This window comes from Clostridium sp. Marseille-QA1073 (assembly GCF_054863625.1).
The window spans coordinates 18,414-33,995 of the sequence record NZ_JBSVQM010000012.1 but is presented as its reverse complement, the minus strand read 5'-3'; the positions used below and the strand labels follow the sequence as shown (position 1 = coordinate 33,995).

The following is a 15,582-nucleotide window of genomic DNA, read 5'->3' as shown; positions in this document are numbered from 1 at the left end:
AGAAATATAGTATGAAAAAAGATGAGATTTTATTAGATATAAAAAATCTAAGTGTGGAATATAATACTGAAAATGGAGCAGTCAATGCAGTAAGAAATTTAGATTTACAGTTAGATTATGGAGAAACATTAGGGTTTGTAGGGGAAACTGGTGCAGGTAAAACTACTACTGCATTAGCAATTATGAGGTTGATTAGTAGTCCACCAGGGAAAATAATGAATGGAGAAATTTATTTTGAAGGAGAAAATTTACTAAAAAAATCAGAAAAGGATATGAGAAATATAAGAGGTAGTAAAATTGCCATGATATTTCAAGATCCTATGACTTCCTTAAATCCTGTTATAACTATAGGTGAACAAATAGCTGAAATGATAGAACTTCATGAGAATGTAAATAAAAAAGAGGCCTTAAAAAAGGCAGAAAAAATGCTTGATATAGTAGGAATTAGAAAAGAAAGGATTAATGATTACCCTCATCAATTTAGTGGAGGTATGAAGCAAAGAGTAGTTATAGCTATAGCATTGGCTTGTAATCCTAGTCTTTTAATTGCTGATGAACCAACAACAGCTTTAGATGTGACAATTCAAGCACAAGTTTTAGAACTTATGAAAGATTTAAAAGAAAAATATAAAACTTCAATGATTATGATTACTCATGATTTAGGAATTGTTGCGGAAATATGTGATAAAGTAGCCATAATGTATGCAGGAAACGTCGTTGAATATTCTGATAAAAGAAGCTTATATTTAAACCCATTACACCCATATACAAAAGGGTTATTTAACTCTATTCCAGACTTAAATGTGGATCAAGAAGAGTTAGAAACAATAGATGGATTAACTCCAGACCCTACTAATTTACCATCAGGATGTTCTTTTCACCCAAGATGTAGAAAAGCTATGAAAAAATGTTCTAGGGAAGTTCCTCAAAAGTATCAAGTCGATTCAGGACATTTTGTAAGATGTTTCTTATATGAGAAGTAATATAAGGGGGCTTGTATATGGGAGAGAGATTGTTAGAAGTTAAAAATTTAAAAAAGTATTTTGATACTAAAAAAGGTAAGCTACATGCAATTGATGATATTAATTTTTATGTAAATAAAGGAGAAACATTGGGGTTAGTTGGAGAATCTGGATGTGGTAAGTCTACCACTGGAAGAGCAATATTAAGATTACATGAACCTACAGCAGGAGAAATTATATATAGAGGAGAGAATATAGTAAGTTATAATTCAAAAAAGATGAAAGATATGCGAAGAAAGCTTCAAATAGTTTTTCAAGATCCATATTCATCTTTAAACCCTAGAATGTCTGTATTCAAGCTTATTTCAGAGCCACTATATGTAAATAAGGTTTATAAAACTAAAAGTGAAATAGAGAAACGAGTAAAAGAAGTTATGGAGGTTGTAGGATTAGAAAAAAGGTTAGAAAATTCTTATCCTCATGAACTAGATGGTGGGAGAAGACAGAGAATAGGAATTGCTAGAGCTTTAGCTTTAAATCCTGAGTTTATAGTTATGGATGAGCCTGTTTCAGCACTAGATGTTTGTATTCAAGCTCAGATTTTAAATTTAATGAATAATCTTCAAAAGGAATTTAACTTAACTTATTTATTTATATCACATAATTTAAGTGTAGTTAAACATGTTAGTGATAGAATTGCCGTAATGTACTTAGGAAAAATAGTTGAGCTTTCAGATTATAAGACCTTATTTGCAAGTCCTAAGCATCCATATACTCAGGCATTATTATCTGCCATACCTATTCCTAAAGTAGATATACAAAGAGAAAGAATTTTATTAGAAGGTGATGTGCCTAGTCCTATAAATCCAAGTGATGGCTGTAGATTTTATGGAAGATGTATGTATAAAAAAGATCTATGTAATAAAACTACACCAGAATTTAAAAAGTGCAGCAATGGAAGCTATGTAGCTTGTCATTTTGCAGATTAAATCCTCTAAAATAACTAATGAAAAGTGAAACTAATATTTTCTGTTATACAAATTAATAAGTTTTGCTTATAGTAGTGAAATAGAATCTTCTTAATAAATGAAACATAAATAGTTTCTAATACATTGACTAGTTACTTTTAAAGATGTATAAAATATAAATTAATTAATTCTGTATAGGGGGATAAAGATGAAAAAACCCTTGATAGGCATAGTTGGAAATATTATTACTAGTTATGATGATAACATAGGAGAAGTGGAGAAATTTTCTATTAGTTTAGATTATATAAAAGCAGTAGAGAAAGCAGGAGGAATACCTATAATATTACCTATTGTAGCAGAGGAAGAGATAATAAAACTTCAATTATTAAATTGTGATGGAATAATATTTGGTGGAGGATATGATATTCACCCTAAATTTTATAAAGATGAGCCGCATAAAGAAATAGGATTTATGAGAGAGGATATTGATGAATATCAATTTAAGCTATTAAAAATATTTTTAGAAGAAGATAAACCTATATTAGGCATTTGTAAGGGATGTCAACTTTTAAATGTATTTTTAAATGGAGATCTATATCAAGATTTAAGTGAATATCCAAAGGAAACATTGATGCATATCCAAAAGTCAAGAAGGTATGAGCAGTGTCATAATATAAAAATAAAGGAAAATAGTAAATTGTTTAATTTATTTGGAGAAAATATTATGGTAAATAGTTTTCATCATCAATGTCTAAAAAACATAGGTGAAGGATTAGAAGTGACAGCTTTGTCAAAGGATGGAGTTGTAGAAGCAATAGAATTAAAAGATAAAAAATTTGTTATTGGAGTTCAATGGCATCCAGAAATGATGTTATCAGAGAGTGATATTATGTTAAATCTTTTCAAAGAACTGATTAACAATTGTATTTAATTTCAAGTGGTATTATAGGTAAAGTTAGGAGAAACCGATATTAATAAAAAAGCTATTATCATAAGTTTTATGATAATAGCTTTTTTATTAATGAACATAATCATAATTAATTAGTTATTAAAAAACTAGGGTCATTAAGAATAATTTTCTAAATAGTAAGAAAAAACAAAAAATTAGTATATTCTTCTAATAAGAATTAGTTGAATATACTTGTACTAAAAGCGTTTTTTTGTTTAAATTAAGTTATAAGTAATTATTATAAAGATTTTATTTGTCAGTTTTTATAAATTTATATCAATAAAATTATTACAATTTGTATCTTAAAATTATATATCTGCACAGGTGTAGGGGGAGATTAAATGAATTATGATTTAATTACTGAGCTATTAAAGACAGAAGTTATACCAGCTTTAGGCTGTACTGAGCCCATAGCTATAGCAATGGCTACGGCTAAGGGCAAAAGCTACTTAGATGGCATACCAGAACGCATAGAACTATATTTAAGTACAAATATAGTCAAAAATGCCATGTCGGTAGGGATACCGGGAACAGGGAGTAGTGGAATACATATAGCAGCAGCATTGGGAGCTATAGCAGGAAATGCAGATTTGAATCTTGAAGTTTTAAGAGATGCTACCATAAAAGATGTAGAAAATGCTAAAAAAATGGTTAATGATCAAAATGTGAGTGTACATTTGTCTGATAGGCATGAAAAGCTATACATAGAAGCTATATGCATAAAAGATGAAGAGCAAGCTAAAGTAGTGATACAAGATAAACATACAAATATTATATTAATTGAGGTAAATGGAAAAGTGCTGTTTGCAGTTGATGAAGATGAGCAGGCTGCTTCAGCTAATACTTCTAATGTGGAACTTTCGGTGGAAAAAATTTATAATTATATAACAAATGTTGATGCTGATGATATTAAGTTTTTACTTGATGGTGCTGAGATGAATAGGAAAGTTGCAGAAGAAGGACTAAAAAATGACTATGGTATGAACGTTGGAAAAACTTTAATGAAGAGCATTAAAGAAGGGTTAATTGGAGACGATATTATGTCCTATACAATGGCAGTAACAGCTTGTGGAGCTGATGCCAGAATGTCAGGATGTATATTACCAGTTATGAGTAGTGCAGGTAGTGGAAATCAAGGATTAACTGCAATACTACCTATAGTAGCTATAAATGAAAAATTAAAATGTGGTGAAGAGGTATTAGTAAGAGCATTAGCGATGAGTCATTTAATTACTTATTATATTAAGAGTCATTTAGGCAGACTTTCAGCACTTTGTGGATGTGGTGTTGGAGCAGCAATAGGGGCAAGTTCAGCAATGACTTACATGATGGGTGGAAAATTGGACAATGTTAGTTATACTATTAAAAATATGATTGGTGACGTTTCAGGAATGATTTGCGATGGAGCTAAGCCAGGATGTGCATTAAAGTTATCAACAGCAGTTGGGGCAGCTGTTAAATCTGCTATACTTTCAACAAGAGGAGTTGAAATATCTGAAAAGGACGGAATAGTAAGTAAAGAAGCAGATAAATCAATCAGAAATCTTGCAAGTATAGCCAATAAAGGTATGTGTGATTGTGATAATGTAATTTTAGATATAATGATTTGTAAATAGATATAAAATTAAAAGCCGTAATCTTCTATTACGGCTTTTAATTTTAGAATCTACAAGAAAGTAATAAACTAAAGATGTTAATATATTTTTAAATATGCATTATATCAGTGAATCTTCAGTTGATACCATTCTTGCTAGCGCTACAGCATAAATTTCTGTTGCTTTTAGCAATTTCTCAACAGACATATATTCATTAGCAATATGGCAACATTCATCTTCATCATAAAATACAGGTCCCCATGCCACTGTGTTTGGCATTGCTTTTGCATAAGAGGTTCCATGCCCTAATGTAAATTCATTTTTTAATCCACTTAATTCATTATAAGTATCTTCCATTATTTTTAAGAATGGTTTTTCTTTACTTACAAATATTGGAGCTAAGAAATCTTCAATTTCAAAAGTACAGTTAGCATTTTTGCATACTTTATTTAAGATTTCCTTTAAGCCTTCTACTGTAGTACCATATACTGGTCTCATATTTAGATTTATATCATAGACGTCATTTTCACCTTTAATAACTGTTGGGGAGATAACATTTCTATGCATATATTCTCCATCTAAATATTCACTTTCACTATATAGACCTAAACCTTTTCCAAAATAATCATAGCAAGACTCTGCTATAAATTTAACCAATCTAGCTCCTGAGTTGTCTTTTAGATTTAAAGTATTTAAAAATTTTCCTAGCATTATTATAGGGTTAACACCTTGCTGAGGATATGCTGAGTGACAGGCAATTCCTTGTGCTGTTACTATGATGTTCTCACCATCTGACTTTAATGAGATTTTTTCATCTTTATTTTCTTTTATGTAGGCTTCAACTATAGCTTGTAGTTCTTCTAAGTTTCCTTTTAAAGTTGCTTTAGCTACTGCAGGCACTGAGTTTGTAGCATTACCGCTTTGTATGTCTAAAATTTCAAAATTACCTATATTATCTTCACATTTTCCTTCAAATTTAAATGATATATCTGCATATCCTTTTTCTTTGTTACATATAGGAAATTGTCCATCAGGAGTAAAACCATAATCTGGTAGAGGATATTTCTTTACATATTCATTCATATCTGTCCATTCTACTTCTTCTTGAGTACCTATTATAAGTTGAACCTTTTTCTTAATAGGCATATTTAATTTACGAATAGCATCCATAGCATATAAAGCAGAAATTATAGGACCTTTGTCATCTAATACCCCACGACCAAATAAAAGTCCGTCTTTTTCTACCATTTCAAAAGGATTGGTTTTCCAATCTTCTAAATCATCTGCAGGAACTACATCTATATGAGTTAATATTCCTATTGTTTCTTTACCTTCTCCCATTTCAATAATTCCTATGGAATCATTTAATACGGTGTAAGCTTTAAAGCCCATATTAGAAGATTTATCTATAACAAGCCTTAAAGCTTCTTTTACTTTATCTATATTCTCAGATACACTTGGAATTTCAACTAAGTCTTTAGTATGATTTATTATATTTTGTTTATTTTCTTCTAAAAAGTTATGAATTTTATTTATTTCATAGTTATTAACCCTCCTAGTTTTAAAGATTTTATACAAAAAATTATAAAGATATCCTAATTAACACAATTGTAACATTTGCAACACCAATTTAAAAGGATAACAATAAAAATATTTAATATAGTTTTAAAATTTTGAAATATAAAAACAATTAATTAAATCGTTTACAATAATTTTTATTATTATCTATAAATTAAAAACCTCAAAGAAAAGAGGAGAAATTGAATATTGGAAAATTGATATTATAATAGGTATTATTATGACTATCTAGGAAGGGGGAATATAGATGTCATATAATGTTATTATTTGTGATGATGATAATATTCAAGTGGGGATTATTAATGGATATTTAAATAAATTTTCTGATGGCAATAATTTATTTAATATCTTAAGTTTTAATAGTGCAGAAGAACTTTTGGACAAACTATCAAAAAATAGTTCGTCATTAAAAATCAGTGATATAGACATTTTTCTTCTAGACATTGAAATGAGTGGCTTAAATGGTATGGAGCTTGGATACAAAATTAGGGAAGTTAATAAAAGAGCAATTATAATTTATATAACAGGATTTAAAGATTATGCTTTGAATGCATTTGAGATAAGAAGTTTTAATTATATTATTAAGCCTATATCTTATGAAAAGTTTTATAGTGTTATTTCGGAAGCAATAGAAATATTAAGTTTAAAAATTGAGAAATCTAAAGAATTGGTAATAGATAATAAAGATAAAGTTTATAGAATTAGATACGATGATATATATTATTTTGAAAAGTATTTAAGGAAAGTAAGGGTGATAACAAAACAGGAAACTATTGAATATTATGCTTCTTTAAAAGAGTTAAAGAAAGTATTAGATATGGATTACTTTGTACAATGCCATCAAAGTTTTATAATTAATAAAAGTAAACTAACCTCCTATAAAAGTCAAAGTGTATATATTTCAGATTTAGATATTGATATTCCTGTAAGCAAAGCATCAGTTAAAGAAGTAAGACAGTGCTTAGCAAACAATTTATTTGGATAGGTGAGGGTATGTGGATATAGTAGTAATTTCAAATATTTTTATAAAAGTTGTAGAAGTAATTTTAGGATATTTATTTATGAGGGCTATGTTTGATAAAAACAATAGGCCTAAACATATAGTGATTATTCTATTAATTTTTCAAGTTACAGTAACTTATTTAAGCAATAGTTACTTCGGATTAGGAAGTCAAAAAGGGATTTTATTTATAATATTTTCAAATGTAATTACTTATAAATATATTTTTAATTCAGATTTGTTAAAAATAATTTTTGGGAATTTAGCTTATATAATTGTAATAACTTTTGTAGAACTTATATTTGTTTCATTTACCTATATGTTATTTGGTATAAATCAAAATCAATTAGTTTCTTCTAATTTATATACAGTAATATATTTTATATTAACTAGAACAATAGTATATTTAATGATTAGATTTTGCAGGTAATATAAAAATAGTGCAAAAAAAAATTTAAAAAAGATATATGTATATGAATTAATAATGACTTTAAGTATAAATATATTTTTTATATTTATGATATTTAGCTTATTTAAGAATAAAGATATAGTTGAAGCTAACAACTATATTTACAATGACAATAACAATTATTATTTTTACTGCAATGGTCATAAATGTTATAAATCAAATAATTAAATATTCAAAAAAGGAATCAGAATGGCTATTGCTTATGAGAGAGTATGAAAGACAACAAAATTATATAGAAAGTTTAGATAGACTTACATATAAGTTAAAGGCTCAAAGATATGATTTTAATCATCATATTAGTTGTATTTATGGGCTTTTAGACTTAAATAATATTGATGAAGCTAAGAAATATGCAAAAGAATTATTAAAAGATGTACAAGAGGTTAACAATATAGTAAACATAGAAAATTCAACAATTTTAGCTATACTAAATAATAATCTAACAGTAGCAAAGGAAAAAGATATAGAAGTAGATTTAAACATAGATATTCCTAAAGAATTAAAAGTTAATTCTATGGATATTTCTATTATATTAGGTAATTCTCTTAGTAATGCCATAGAAGCTTGTGAAAACTTAAAAAAGAAATATATAAAACTTTATATGTATATGAAAGGTGAATATTTAATTATAAAAATAAAAAACAGTAAGAAGAAAGATGTATTTATTGATGAAAATAGTTATGAAACCACTAAAATAGATAAAGAAAACCATGGATTTGGGCTTAAAAACATAAAATATATTGTTGATAAATATGACGGATTGCTAAAAATTGAACAATCAAAAGAAGAATTTGTTTTAAATATTGCTATGAAAGAGATATGTTAAAAAACGTATTTTATAAGATTTTAAAAAATTTAGCCCAATTATTACATTTAACAGTCAAAATGTGCAAAATGTATTTTAAAGATTAGATGAATGTATTAATATAGCTATTGAAGAGTAAATACTTTATTAAGTGGTGATACAATGATAGGCACTTTATCAGTAAAGATATGTAAGTCCTTAGTTAAAAATAATATAATCAAATTTGATGATTTTCAAACTTATATAAAGAAACTTCAAAAGATTATTTTGTTAATTTTAGATATTATAGGATTTATATTAATTGGGATATTGTTTAATTGTCTTTCACAAATGATGTTATTTATTATATCATTTAGAATAATGAGGATGTTTGCAGGAGGATGTTGGCTTAGCAATTATATAAAGAATTTTGTTTGCTTTTCTTCTTTAGCATTAATAAGTGTTTACATATCCTCAGTTAATGAATTATCAGGAAATAATATAATAATTACTGTGGTGCTTATGATTATAGCACTTGTAATATTTTTTAAACAAGCACCTTATAAGTTAAAATTTTCTTCTTATTCTGAAGAAAAGAGAAAAAAGCTTAGAAGAAATACATTTATAGCTTATTTTTTACAAGCTTTAGTAGTTTTAATATTATTTTTGATAAATAAGAATTTATCATCATATTCTTGTACAATAGCTTTTGCTATTTTTATTCAGTCAGTTACTTTATTATAAATAAATTAATCCCACATAAATTAGCAATCCATTACTACCTATGGATTATAAAAGGTCACCTATAAATATAGGTGATCTTTTATATTTAAAATTATAATTTTAAGGAATTAATTTATATTCTAATTTAAAAATATTAATATCTATATATGAAAAACTATTAACTATAACATTGTTAGGTACTTTTTACAAAAGATTGTCCAATTATTACATTTCAATGTCAAATTATGCAAAGCTACTTTATTTTAAAGTAAAAGTATCTTATATTAATAATAGAAAAATAAAGAAATTTGATAAATGAGGTAAAGTTATGGTAAATAAAATATCTAGCAAAATATGTACTTCATTAATTCAAAATAAAATAATTAACGAAGATGATTTAGAAGTTTATATGTATGGCTTAACTATGTTACTGGTAACTATAGGAGAGCTAATTGGATTAATTTTATTAGGTGTTTTATTTGGATGGCTTAAAGAAATGATAGTCTTTACAACAATATTCTTTTTTATGAGGTTGCAAGCAGGAGGATATCATGCTAGTACACCATTAGGATGTTTTCTATCATTTGCAATATTAAGTAATGTTTCTATATTTTTATTTAAAAATATAAATCTGATAAGAAATCCAATAATATTAATAGGAATGCTTTTAATAGCATTGATAATATTTATTAAATTAGCACCAAAGGATACGAAAAATAAGCCTCTAGATGAAGATGAAAAGAGGATTTATAGAAAAAGAACATTTATAACATATTTTATTGAAGTATCCATTATAATAGCTTTATTTATATTAAATAAAGATTTAAATATTTATTGTTATATAGGTTCTGCAGCTATATTTATAGAAGCAGTATCTTTATTAATATAATTTATAGAGGGGGAAGTCATTATGAAAAAAAATTCATTAGTTCTTAAAGGCATAGGAACAGCATCTTTAGCTGTTGCTAAAATGAGTGCAGGAACAGCTTGTTGGGGATTATGGTATCAACCAGCAGTTCCTAAAAAAATAAAAAAATAGTTTAATACCCAATTTATACCCTTTAATATACTTGCTTTAAATGCGAAGTAAAAAAATCATACCTCACATAAACTTTCGCTTGTTGATGGTAATAGCAAAATGCTATTACCTTTTTTTTATTATAAGATAATGAATTTAAGAATATAAATTATTATTAAAAAGTTAACATATATTAATTATATTTTAAAAAATTTAAATTTACAACCTTATTTAAGCAATTATTAGTATTAATTAATTATAAATATCATATATTTATTAAGTAACTTTAAAAAATAAAATCGTGGCAATTGCCACGATTTTATTTTATCTTTCTTTATTATTAATTTCAGTTAATACTCTTTCAACAAATACATCAAGTGCTATAGCACCTTCTTCACCATTTTTTCTACTTCTTACAGCAACTTCTTTATTTTCAGCTTCTTTTTCACCTACAACTAAGATATAAGGAATTCTTTCATTACGAGCTTCTCTTATTTTGTAACCTATTTTTTCAGCTCTGTAGTCAGCTTCAACTTTTATATTATTTGCTTTAAATGTTTTAACAACCTCTTCAGCATAATCATGATGTTTTTCAGAGATTGGAAGAACTTTAACTTGAACTGGTGCTAGCCAAGTTGGAAAAGCACCGGCATATTTTTCTATAAGCAATGCTAGAGTTCTCTCATAACATCCAATTGAAGTCCTATGAATTACATATGGATATCTTTCTTTACTGTCCTTATCAATATAAGTCATTCCAAATCTTTCAGCAAGTGAGAAATCAATTTGAACAGTGATTATTGTATCCTCTTTTCCATGAACATTCTTAATTTGTAGATCTAATTTTGGACCATAGAAAGCAGCTTCACCGACAGCTTCTTTATAGTCAAGTCCTAAATTATCTAAAATTTGTTTCATTATAACTTGAGTTTCTTCCCAAGCTTCTGGTTTATCTATATACTTAGCTTTATTATCTGGATCCCACTTGGAGAATCTATAAGTTATATCTTCTCTTAGTCCTAAAGTTTCTAACATATAATTAATTAAATCAACTACGCCCCTAAATTCTTCTTCCAATTGCTCTGGAGTAACTATTAAGTGACCTTCAGAAATTGTAAATTGTCTTACACGAATTAATCCATGCATTTCTCCAGAAGATTCATTTCTAAATAGAGTTGAAGTTTCGCCATATCTTAATGGTAAATCTCTATAACTTTTTTTTTTAGAGTTATATATCATAAATTGGAAAGGGCAAGTCATTGGACGAAGTGCAAATACCTCATCGTCATTTTCTTCATCTCCAAGAACAAACATTCCATCTTTGTAATGATCCCAATGTCCTGAAATTTTATATAAATCACTTTTAGCCATAAATGGAGTTTTAGTTAATAGATACCCTCTTTTTTCTTCTTCATCTTCTACCCATCTTTGAAGAGTTTGAACAATTTTAGCTCCTTTTGGCATTAATAGTGGAAGTCCTTGACCCACTGGTTCAGCAGTTGTAAATAATTCAAGTTCTCTTCCTAATTTGTTATGATCACGTTTTTTAGCTTCCTCAACTCTTTCTAAATACTCATCTAAATCAGATTTTTTAGTGAAAGAAGTTCCGTATATACGGGAAAGCATTTTATTTTTCTCATTTCCTCTCCAATATGCACCAGCTATTTTTGTCAATTTTATAGCTTTAACATATTTTGTGGACATTAGGTGAGGACCTGCACATAAATCTACAAATTCACCTTGTTTATAAAATGAAATTATAGAATCCTCAGGTAAGTCGTTGATTAATTCAACTTTATAAGGCTCGTTCATTTCATTCATTAATTTAAGTGCTTCTTCCCTAGGAAGCTCAAATCTTTCAATTTTTAAGTCTTGCTTAACGATTTTTTTCATCTCAGCTTCAATTTTTTCTATATCTTCAAAAGTAAATGGTTTTTCTACATCAAAATCATAGTAGAAACCATCTTCAATAGAAGGTCCTATGGCAAGTTTTGCATTAGGATATAAACTTTTAACAGCTTGAGCTAGTATATGTGCTGTTGTGTGCCTAAAAGCATTTCTTCCTTCTTCATCATTAAAAGTAAGAATGCTTAGCTCACAATCTTTATCAACTATATAACGTAGATCTACAGTTTTATTATCAACAAATCCAGCAGTTGCTACTCTTGCAAGACCATCAGAAATATCTTTAGCAATATCTAAAACTGATAATGAGTTTTCATATTCTTTTATTGAGCCATCTTTTAATGTAACTTTAATCATTTTTATTTACCTCCTTAAAACTATTGATAATTAATTATGATAATTCACATCAAAGCATGAGAGTTTTTAAATTATTTTTTAAAATAAAAACTCGCCTCTTTTCTATAATAATTAGAAAAGGGACGAGATAATATTCCCGTGGTTCCACCCAATTTGTATATCAAGATTATGATATACCACTTTAAAAATTTTAACGGATTTATCCGGACTTTATTAGAGTCACTCAGAGGTGGTTTTCAACTGATTCTATTTAAGAATACTTTCAGCTAATATATTCTCTCTCTGTAAATGTAAGGCAGTTTACTCTTCTCTTCACAGCTTTATACTATTATTACCATATTTAAATAAATTTATTACTACTAAAATTATATAATAATAAAAATAAATTTAAAAGAAGTATTTTAAATTATTATATAATTTTTAGGATATATTAAGTCTGTTTTAATCTTATTAACTATTAATGCTAAATTGAGGATAATTTTGTATAGCAAATTTTTCTATAACTCTTTACTATTTATTTCTTTAAGGACTTTCTCAATGAAATCGTCTATAGAAATATTCCCTTCTTCACCATTTTTACGACTTCTAACAGATACTTCCTTCTTAGAAGCTTCTTTTTCACCTACCACCAAAATATAAGGAATTCTTTCATTACGAGCTTCTCTAATTTTATATCCTATTTTTTCAGTACGTTCGTCCATTTCCACTTTTATGCCAAAGCTTTTTAATTTATTTATTATCTTTTCACCATAATTATTGTATTTTTCAGAAATAGGAAGAACTTTTGCTTGTATAGGTGAAAGCCAAGTAGGGAAAGCACCAGCAAAGTGTTCAGTTAGAATTCCTATAAAACGTTCTATACTTCCAAAGACTACACGATGTATCATAACTGGTCTATGTTTTTCACCATCTGAGCCTATATAATTAAGATCAAATCTTTCTGGAAGTTGGAAATCTAGTTGTATTGTACCACATTGCCATGTACGTCCTAAACAATCTTCGAGATGAAAATCTATCTTGGGGCCATAAAATGCACCATCACCCTCATTAACCTTATAGTTATATCCAAGTTCTATAAGAGCTTCTCTAAGAGCCTCAGTTGCTCTGTTCCATTCTTGATCACTGCCCATACTATTTTCTGGTCTTGTAGATAGTTCAACATGATATTTAAATCCAAATACTCCATAAACTTCATCAATTAGTCTTATTACTCCTTTAATCTCATCTTTAATTTGCTCAGGAAGCATAAATATATGAGCATCATCTTGAGTAAAGTTACGAACACGCATTAATCCGTGCAATGCGCCAGATAACTCATGGCGATGTACAAGACCTAATTCACCAATACGAAGAGGTAAATCTCTATAGGAGTGAAGACTTGTTTTATATACTAACATTCCTCCGGGACAGTTCATTGGTTTAATTGCATAATCCATTTCATCTATTTCTGTTGTGTACATGTTTTCTCTATAGTGATCCCAATGACCACTTCTAATCCACAAATCCTTATTTAATATAATGGGAGTGGAGATTTCTTTATAGCCTGCTTTTTTATGAATTTCTCTCCAAAAGTCTATAAGTGTATTTCTAAGTTCCATTCCTTTAGGTAAAAAGAAAGGAAAACCAGGACCTTCATCTAGCAATGTAAAAAGTTCAAGCTCTTTACCAAGTTTACGATGGTCACGTTTCTTAGCTTCTTCAACTCTTTCTAAATACTCATCTAAGTCAGATTTTTTAGTGAAAGAAGTTCCGTAGATACGAGAAAGCATTTTATTTTTCTCATTTCCTCTCCAATATGCACCAGCTATTTTTGTCAATTTTATAGCTTTAACATATTTTGTAGACATTAGATGAGGACCTGCACATAAATCTATAAATTCACCTTGTTTGTAAAATGAAATTATAGAATCTTCAGGTAAGTCATTAATTAATTCAACTTTATAAGGTTCATTCATTTCATTCATTAACTTAAGTGCTTCCTCTCTAGGAAGCTCAAATCTTTCAATTTTTAAATCTTCCTTAATAATTTTTTTCATTTCATCTTCAATTTTTTCTACATCTTCAGAAGTAAATGGTTTTTCTATATCAAAATCATAATAGAAACCATCTTCAATTGAAGGACCTATAGCGAGTTGAGCATTAGGATATAATCTCTTAACAGCTTGAGCTAGTATATGTGCTGTTGTGTGTCTAAAAGCATTTTTCCCTTCTACATCATTAAAAGTAAGAATGCTTAAATCACAATCTTTATCAACTATACAACGTAAATCTACAATTTTGTTATCAATAAATCCAGCAGTTGCTACTCTTGCAAGACCTTCAGAAATATCCTTAGCAATATCTAAAACTGATAATGAGTTTTCATATTCTTTTATTGAACCGTCTTTTAATGTAATTCTAATCATTTTTTGTTACCTCCTAAAATAATTGATAATTAATAATTATAAATAATTCTCATCAAAGCATGAGATTTTTTAAAAATAAAAAACTCGTCGCTTTTCTATAAATAATTAGAAAAGGGACGAGAGAGTATTCCCGTGGTTCCACCCAAATTGCATATCAATATTATAATATGCCACTTTAAAAAATTTTAACGGATTTATCCGGACTTTATTAGAGTCACTCAGAGGTGGTCTTCAACTGGTTCTATTTAAGAATACTTTCAGCTAATGTATTCTCTCTCTGTAAATGTAAGACAGTTTACTTTTCTCTTCATAGTGTTTTAATATATAATTTTTCATAAGCTATAAAAGCTTTATAAATAAAAAAACGCCTCTTTTCTATAATAATTAGAAAAGGGACGAGATAATATACCCGTGGTTCCACCCAATTTGCATATCAAAATTATGATATACCACTTTAAAATTTTAACGGATTTATCCGGACTTTATTAAAGTCACTCAGAGGTGGTTTTCAACTGATTCTATTTAAGAATACTTTCAGCTAATGTATTCTCTCTCTGTAAATGTAAGGCAGCTTACTCTTCTCTTCATTGCATTTATTATTTATTTAATAATATCATATGCATATTAAAATTTGTATATTATAAATATATATTTATAATATTATATCACTTATAAATTTCATGTCAATAACAATTTCCATGAAACATAATTAGCAAGCATATTATAAATATAGGGCTATAATAAAAATTTGTACGTAATAATTAAAATTACAAAATAATACTCTTTATATAAATTACAATCTTAAAGATATATCTATTTTAAGATTAATAAATATTAATCTACCATTAATGGTTTTATAATCCATTAAG

The 15,582-nt window shown here is 27.6% G+C and carries 13 protein-coding genes and 3 other annotated features; of the genes, 10 read left to right on the top strand and 3 right to left on the bottom strand.

Going from position 1 to position 15,582, the window contains the following annotated elements; all coding sequences use genetic code 11:
- Positions 1 to 11 precede the first annotated feature (11 nt).
- The 4 genes from ACY1IQ_RS12055 (at position 12) to ACY1IQ_RS12040 (ending at position 4,495) form a co-directional block, all read left to right on the top strand.
- Positions 12 to 983 (top strand): ABC transporter ATP-binding protein, encoded by a 972-nt coding sequence (locus tag ACY1IQ_RS12055; RefSeq protein ID WP_461614155.1) that lies wholly within the window; start codon positions 12 to 14, stop codon positions 981 to 983.
- Between the two features lie 17 nt (positions 984 to 1,000).
- Positions 1,001 to 1,951 carry an ABC transporter ATP-binding protein gene (locus ACY1IQ_RS12050; protein WP_461614154.1) on the top strand — a complete coding sequence of 317 codons (951 nt, stop codon included), beginning with the start codon at positions 1,001 to 1,003 and terminating at the stop codon, positions 1,949 to 1,951.
- 187 nt (positions 1,952 to 2,138) lie between these two features.
- Positions 2,139 to 2,861, top strand: a complete 723-nt coding sequence (locus tag ACY1IQ_RS12045; RefSeq protein ID WP_461614153.1) for a gamma-glutamyl-gamma-aminobutyrate hydrolase family protein — start codon at positions 2,139 to 2,141, stop codon at positions 2,859 to 2,861.
- A 359-nt stretch (positions 2,862 to 3,220) separates the two neighbouring features.
- Positions 3,221 to 4,495, top strand: coding sequence for an L-cysteine desulfidase family protein (locus ACY1IQ_RS12040; protein ID WP_461614152.1), 1,275 nt, complete (start codon positions 3,221 to 3,223; stop codon positions 4,493 to 4,495).
- Positions 4,496 to 4,594: 99 nt separating this feature from the next.
- Here the strand turns inward: ACY1IQ_RS12040 and ACY1IQ_RS12035 are convergent, their stop codons facing one another.
- A complete protein-coding gene (locus ACY1IQ_RS12035; RefSeq protein WP_461614151.1) occupies positions 4,595 to 6,052 on the bottom strand; it encodes a Sapep family Mn(2+)-dependent dipeptidase in 1,458 nt (485 codons plus the stop codon).
- A gap of 247 nt (positions 6,053 to 6,299) precedes the next feature.
- On the opposite strand from ACY1IQ_RS12035, the gene ACY1IQ_RS12030 reads away from it, so the two are divergent.
- From ACY1IQ_RS12030 to ACY1IQ_RS12005, 6 genes are all read left to right on the top strand, one after another.
- Entirely contained in the window at positions 6,300 to 7,037 is a 738-nt protein-coding gene (locus tag ACY1IQ_RS12030) for a LytR/AlgR family response regulator transcription factor (RefSeq protein ID WP_461614150.1), read from the top strand.
- Between the two features lie 10 nt (positions 7,038 to 7,047).
- Positions 7,048 to 7,482 carry a hypothetical protein gene (locus tag ACY1IQ_RS12025; protein WP_461614149.1) on the top strand — a complete coding sequence of 145 codons (435 nt, stop codon included), beginning with the start codon at positions 7,048 to 7,050 and terminating at the stop codon, positions 7,480 to 7,482.
- A 145-nt stretch (positions 7,483 to 7,627) separates the two neighbouring features.
- Positions 7,628 to 8,347, top strand: coding sequence for a sensor histidine kinase (locus ACY1IQ_RS12020; RefSeq protein ID WP_461614148.1), 720 nt, complete (start codon positions 7,628 to 7,630; stop codon positions 8,345 to 8,347).
- A gap of 141 nt (positions 8,348 to 8,488) precedes the next feature.
- Positions 8,489 to 9,049 carry an accessory gene regulator B family protein gene (locus ACY1IQ_RS12015; RefSeq protein WP_461614147.1) on the top strand — a complete coding sequence of 187 codons (561 nt, stop codon included), beginning with the start codon at positions 8,489 to 8,491 and terminating at the stop codon, positions 9,047 to 9,049.
- Between the two features lie 307 nt (positions 9,050 to 9,356).
- Positions 9,357 to 9,917, top strand: a complete 561-nt coding sequence (locus ACY1IQ_RS12010; protein ID WP_461614146.1) for an accessory gene regulator ArgB-like protein — start codon at positions 9,357 to 9,359, stop codon at positions 9,915 to 9,917.
- 21 nt (positions 9,918 to 9,938) lie between these two features.
- A complete protein-coding gene (locus tag ACY1IQ_RS12005) occupies positions 9,939 to 10,067 on the top strand; it encodes a cyclic lactone autoinducer peptide (RefSeq protein ID WP_461614145.1) in 129 nt (42 codons plus the stop codon).
- A gap of 303 nt (positions 10,068 to 10,370) precedes the next feature.
- On the opposite strand, the gene thrS (ACY1IQ_RS12000) is transcribed toward ACY1IQ_RS12005, so the two are convergent.
- Positions 10,371 to 12,308: a threonine--tRNA ligase gene (gene thrS, locus ACY1IQ_RS12000; protein ID WP_461614144.1), complete on the bottom strand. Its 1,938-nt coding sequence runs from the start codon at positions 12,306 to 12,308 to the stop codon at positions 10,371 to 10,373.
- Between the two features lie 115 nt (positions 12,309 to 12,423).
- Positions 12,424 to 12,633: a binding site (T-box leader), on the bottom strand.
- Between the two features lie 172 nt (positions 12,634 to 12,805).
- Positions 12,806 to 14,713, bottom strand: a complete 1,908-nt coding sequence (gene thrS / locus ACY1IQ_RS11995) for a threonine--tRNA ligase (RefSeq protein ID WP_461614143.1) — start codon at positions 14,711 to 14,713, stop codon at positions 12,806 to 12,808.
- 109 nt (positions 14,714 to 14,822) lie between these two features.
- Positions 14,823 to 15,033 (bottom strand) — a binding site (T-box leader).
- A 68-nt stretch (positions 15,034 to 15,101) separates the two neighbouring features.
- Positions 15,102 to 15,310 (bottom strand) — a binding site (T-box leader).
- Positions 15,311 to 15,582: the final 272 nt, after the last annotated feature.

Excerpts from the sequence above, each read along its gene's own strand:
- ACY1IQ_RS12015 (WP_461614147.1), top strand. The coding sequence starts at position 8,489 with ATGATAGGCACTTTATCAGTAAAGATATGTAAGTCCTTAGTTAAAAAT.
- ACY1IQ_RS12010 (WP_461614146.1), top strand. The coding sequence starts at position 9,357 with ATGGTAAATAAAATATCTAGCAAAATATGTACTTCATTAATTCAAAAT.
- ACY1IQ_RS12020 (WP_461614148.1), top strand. The coding sequence starts at position 7,628 with ATGACAATAACAATTATTATTTTTACTGCAATGGTCATAAATGTTATA.
- ACY1IQ_RS12005 (WP_461614145.1), top strand. The coding sequence starts at position 9,939 with ATGAAAAAAAATTCATTAGTTCTTAAAGGCATAGGAACAGCATCTTTA.
- thrS (WP_461614143.1), bottom strand. The coding sequence starts at position 14,713 with ATGATTAGAATTACATTAAAAGACGGTTCAATAAAAGAATATGAAAAC.
- ACY1IQ_RS12055 (WP_461614155.1), top strand. The coding sequence starts at position 12 with ATGAAAAAAGATGAGATTTTATTAGATATAAAAAATCTAAGTGTGGAA.
- ACY1IQ_RS12045 (WP_461614153.1), top strand. The coding sequence starts at position 2,139 with ATGAAAAAACCCTTGATAGGCATAGTTGGAAATATTATTACTAGTTAT.
- ACY1IQ_RS12050 (WP_461614154.1), top strand. The coding sequence starts at position 1,001 with ATGGGAGAGAGATTGTTAGAAGTTAAAAATTTAAAAAAGTATTTTGAT.
- ACY1IQ_RS12040 (WP_461614152.1), top strand. The coding sequence starts at position 3,221 with ATGAATTATGATTTAATTACTGAGCTATTAAAGACAGAAGTTATACCA.
- ACY1IQ_RS12030 (WP_461614150.1), top strand. The coding sequence starts at position 6,300 with ATGTCATATAATGTTATTATTTGTGATGATGATAATATTCAAGTGGGG.
- thrS (WP_461614144.1), bottom strand. The coding sequence starts at position 12,308 with ATGATTAAAGTTACATTAAAAGATGGCTCAATAAAAGAATATGAAAAC.